A 3,402-nucleotide genomic window follows, 5' to 3' on the forward strand; every position below is an offset into this window, starting at 1 on the left:
TTGCTGCCCCCGCACCCCGCCTTCATACGGCCGCCCTCATCTGGTTGTAAAATCAACGGTTTTTAGCCCCCACCCCCCCTTGATGGCGAACGCAGCGCAGCCGGTCCTGGGTGGACCGGACTTCCTCCGTCTGCTCGCCCGTCTCAGCGACGGCGCGATGCCGGCCTCCAGTCCCGCCCTGACCGATCGCCTCGGCCAGTGGGTGGACTGGAGCCGTGCCGTGGCCCTTGCGGGGGCGCTGGATGGCCGCCTGGCTGAACCGACCGAGGCCGCCGAAGCGCTGGATGATCTGCTGGCCGACTGCGCCCAAGCCGAAGCGAGCCTGTTGGCCTCGCTGAGCGAGGATGCCGAGGCCGAGCGCCTGCTGGACCTGGCCGAGGCCGCTGCGGCACCCAACTTCGCTTCGCTGCGGCAGCGCTACCGCGTGCTGCAGCAGGCCATCCAGACCGCCACCGGTCGCCTGCGCGGCCGCCTGCGCGACCAGCTGGTGCTGGCATCACCTGAGCTGGCGCGGCTGGCCGAGGTCGATGCGGTGATGGAACAGACCTTGAGCCCGCGCGAGCACAGCCTGCTTGCCACCGCCCCAGCGGTGCTGGGTGCCCGATTCGAACGCGTGCACGGCCAGCCCGGCTGGCGCGCGTCCTTCCGCCACGACATGCGCACGCTGCTGCTCGCCGAGCTGCAACTGCGCTTCCACCCGATCCAGGGGCTGCTTGCCGCCCTGCGCTCACACTGACCGGAACACCATGTCCAGAACTGTTTTCCACGTCCTTGTTTTCCTTGCTGGCCTGCTGGCCGTGTGCTGGATCGGTGTCGGCTATGTCTCGGTTCACCCGCTGGGTGCGGCCGTGGCAGCGATCATTGCGGCCTGCTACATCGCCGGTGGCGTGGAGCTGTACCGTTACCGGCAGGCCAGCAATGGCCTGCGCGCCGCGCTGAATGACGTTTCGCTGGCCCAGGACAGCCTGGCGCCGTGGCTGGAGCGTGTGCCGCTGGGCCTGCGCAATGCCGTGCGCCTGCGCGTGGAAGGCGAGCGCACCGCCCTGCCCTCGCCGGTGCTGACCCCCTATCTGGTGGGCCTGCTGGTGCTGCTGGGCATGCTCGGCACGCTGCTGGGCATGATGGACACCCTGCGCGGCACGGGCCTGGCCCTGCAGAGCGCTACCGACATGGCGGCCATCCGCGGCTCGCTGGCCTCGCCGGTGCAGGGCCTGGCGGTGGCGTTCGGCACGTCCATCGCCGGTGTCGCCAGTTCGGCCATGCTGGGCCTGTTGTCGGCGCTGCTGCGCCGCGACCGCCTGCAGGTGGTGCAGCAGCTGGACCGCGCGATCGCCACTGACCTGCATCCGTATTCGCAAGCCTGGCAGCGCGCCGAGTCGCTGCGCCTGCTGCAGTCGCAGTCCGCTGCGCTGCCTGCGCTGGTCGATCGCCTGCAGGCGATGACCAGCACCTTCGAACAGCACAGCGCGGCCGCCAATGAGCGCCTGCTGGCCGGTCAGGCCGAGTTCCTGACGCAGAGCCAAGCGTTGCAGGAACGCCTGGCCACCTCGCTGCAGCAGTCGCTGCGCGAGGGTGCCGAAGCCAGTGCCGCCGCCATCGGCGGCGCGCTGCAGCCGATGGCAGAAACCACGCTGGCGGGTCTGGCCAGCCACGGCCAGGCGCTGCATTCGCGCGTCGAACAGGCCGTACAGCAGCAGTTGAACGGCCTGGCTGAGGGCTTCGAGCGCAGCCGCGTGGCCACCGAGGCCAGCTGGGCCAACGTCGTGGCCGAACAGACTGGCGCGCAGCAGGCACTGGTTTCTGAACTACGCCAGCATCTGCAGGCCTTCAGCGATGGCCAGAGTGCGCAGGGTGAAGCCCTGGTGATGCGCATCGGCGAGCGCCTGCAGGCCGACGCCAGCGGCAACGCCGACGCCTGGCGTGCCGCTGCCGAACAGCAGCATGCGTTGAACAGTGAACTGGTCGAGCGTCAGCAGCAGGCACTGCAGCGTGCCAGCAGCCATCTGGACGAACGTGCGCAGACGCTGCTGGAGGCGCTGGATGAGCGCCACGCCGCCGGCCAGTCGCTGCTGCAGGACCACGAACAACAGCGCCTGCAGGACTGGCAGGCCGCACAGGCCGCCACCGCCACGGCGCATGCCGAACTGCAGGCGGGCCTGGATGCACGCGAACAGCAGCGCCAGCTTCGTTGGGACGCGGTGAGTACCGAGCTGCAGCAGGCGCATGCCGCGTTGCAGGCTCAGCTGGTGGCCGCTGACGAACAGCGCCTGCAGCGCTGGAGCGATGCGTTGCAGAATGTTTCGACCGACCTGGCCGAGCGCCTGCAGGCCAATGGTGAGCGCTTGTCCACGCAGCAACAGCAGGTGTGCGACACGCTGGCGCAGACCGCGCAGCAGATCGGCGAGAACGGCCGCGCACAGGCCAGCGCCACGCTGGCCGAAGTATCCACCCTGCTGCAGACCGCAGCCGAAGCGCCGAAGGCCGCGGCCGAGGTCATCAACGAGCTGCGCAGCACCCTGTCCGAAAGTCTGGTGCGCGACAACGCGATGCTGGAAGAGCGTGGTCACCTGCTGACCACCGTGCAGACCCTGCTGGAGGCGATCAACCACGCCTCGCACGAGCAGCGCACGGCCGTGGACGCGCTGGTCGGTGGTTCGGCTGAACTGCTGGAACGCGTCGGCAACCGCTTCACCGACCACATCGCCGCCGAGACCGGCAAGCTCGATGGCATCGCCACCCTGCTCAACGGCAGTGCCGGTGAGGTGGGTCTGCTGGCCGGCACCTTCGGGTCTGCGGTCGAGCAGTTCGGCACCGCCTCGGCGGAGCTGTCGGGACGCCTGGAGCAGATCGGCGGTGCGTTGGATGCCTCGCTGGCGCGCAGCGATGAGCAGCTGGCGTACTACGTGGCACAGGCGCGCGAGGTGGTCGACCTCAGCCTGCTGTCGCAGAAACAGGTGATGGAAGAACTGCAGCAGCTGGCCGCGCGCCGCGGCAAGGCCGGCAGCGCATGAGCGACGAGCTGGAGGTCGACGGCGGCTCACACGCCCCGATCTGGGCGGCATTCGGCGATCTGATGTCGGTGCTGCTGGGCGCGTTCGTGCTGATCCTGGTCGGCGTGGTTGCGGTGCAGCTGGAGCTGTCGCAGCGACTGGACCAGGAGGTCAAACAGCGCCAGGCCGAAGCCAAACGCCTGCAGACGCTGGAACAAGCGTTGGCCGGCCCGCTCGCCGCCGGCCGGGTGACGCTGGTGGATGGCCGCATCGGTATCAGCGGCAACGTGTTGTTCGCGCTGAACTCCGACCAGCTGCAGCCGGAAGGCCAGGAGCTGCTGCGCAGCCTTGCCGCGCCGCTGGCGGCGTACCTGGGTTCGCGCGAGGAGATCCTGATGGTCAGCGGCTTCAC

2 protein-coding genes and 1 pseudogene are annotated in these 3,402 nt (G+C 69.4%); all 3 read left to right on the forward strand.

Features of this window, described 5'->3' with window-relative positions:
* Positions 1 to 82: 82 nt before the first annotated feature.
* The gene (locus DBR20_RS08295) at positions 83 to 736 is read left to right on the forward strand and encodes a DUF3348 family protein (protein ID WP_108265844.1); all 654 of its coding nucleotides are present in this window, start codon (positions 83 to 85) and stop codon (positions 734 to 736) included.
* Positions 737 to 746: 10 nt separating this feature from the next.
* The gene (locus DBR20_RS08300; RefSeq protein ID WP_108265845.1) at positions 747 to 3,011 is read left to right on the forward strand and encodes a DUF802 domain-containing protein; all 2,265 of its coding nucleotides are present in this window, start codon (positions 747 to 749) and stop codon (positions 3,009 to 3,011) included.
* Positions 3,008 to 3,402: pseudogene (locus DBR20_RS22825) on the forward strand (hypothetical protein); the annotation flags it as partial. The gene DBR20_RS08300 and the pseudogene DBR20_RS22825, both read left to right, overlap by 4 nt.

It is taken from the genome of Stenotrophomonas sp. HMWF023, assembly GCF_003060985.1.
Taxonomy (GTDB): Bacteria; Pseudomonadota; Gammaproteobacteria; order Xanthomonadales; family Xanthomonadaceae; genus Stenotrophomonas; species Stenotrophomonas lactitubi.

Excerpts from the sequence above, each read along its gene's own strand:
- DBR20_RS08300 (WP_108265845.1), top strand. The coding sequence starts at position 747 with ATGTCCAGAACTGTTTTCCACGTCCTTGTTTTCCTTGCTGGCCTGCTG.
- DBR20_RS08295 (WP_108265844.1), top strand. The coding sequence starts at position 83 with ATGGCGAACGCAGCGCAGCCGGTCCTGGGTGGACCGGACTTCCTCCGT.